This is a genomic window from Methylobacterium sp. J-048, from assembly GCF_022829515.1.
Lineage (GTDB): Bacteria > Pseudomonadota > Alphaproteobacteria > Rhizobiales > Beijerinckiaceae > Methylobacterium.
In genome coordinates this window covers 1-852 of record NZ_JAKSYL010000234.1, presented here as the reverse complement: position 1 = coordinate 852, position 852 = coordinate 1, and the positions used below count along the sequence as shown (strand labels likewise).

The 852-nt window shown below is 61.6% G+C and carries 1 pseudogene; it reads right to left on the bottom strand.

Annotated features, from left to right (window positions below):
* Positions 1 to 650 precede the first annotated feature (650 nt).
* Positions 651 to 852: pseudogene (locus tag MKL09_RS23855) on the bottom strand (diguanylate cyclase); the annotation flags it as partial.

The window sequence follows — 852 nt, the reverse complement described above, 5'->3', positions numbered from 1 at the left end:
GTAGGTTTCAAGCACGTCGCTGATACTTGATGATTTCTGACACCGACTGGGAAGGTCCCGAGAGGCAAGCGCGAAGCAGATGCGATGCGGGTATAATGCGGGTCCGCTGATGACGCCGATGCTAGAGGAGCTCGTCTGCGGGGGCTATCGGGGCAACGGCCCGCGCTCGGGTGTGAACCTTCCATAGACCGGGCATTTTCACGCAGAGCTAGTGCCCCCAGGTATGATGCGAAGCAGGCGTCGGGTGCACTCCGATCAGCAGTGGAACTGCCTGGCGCTGTCGCGCGCCGACGTAATCCGGCACGGTCTATTGATGATCGATACCTCCGGGCGGGCCGTTATCTGTACCGACCCAGCTGAGCGCCTCCTCTACAATATGAATATTGAGCGGACCGGCAATATATCCTCACGGCAACTGCTTCGCGCCCTGTGCACGGGAACTTCGCAATCGCGGCAAGAAATCTTCGAGGCCCTGCGAGGCGCACGCGACCTCCAAACCTCCGCTACGTTCGAGGTGGCGGGCCAGGATCACACGCTGCAGGTCGAGATCCGTTCCGTCGCGGGTGAAGGTTGGGTCGCAACACTGGAGGAGGTCAGCGCCCGCAAGGCGAACGAGGCGCGTGCTGACGAGTTGGCGCGTCTCGATCCACTCACCGGCCCGCCACCGCAAACGAAGCGGAGGTTTGGAGGTCGGGTGCGCTTCGCAGGGCCGCGAAGATTTCTTGCCGCGATTGCGAAGCGCCCGCGCACAGGGCGCGAAGCAGTTGCCGTGAGGATAGATTGCCGGTCCGCTCAATATTCATATTGTAGATGAGGCGCTCAGCTGGGTCGGTACAGATAACGACCCGACCG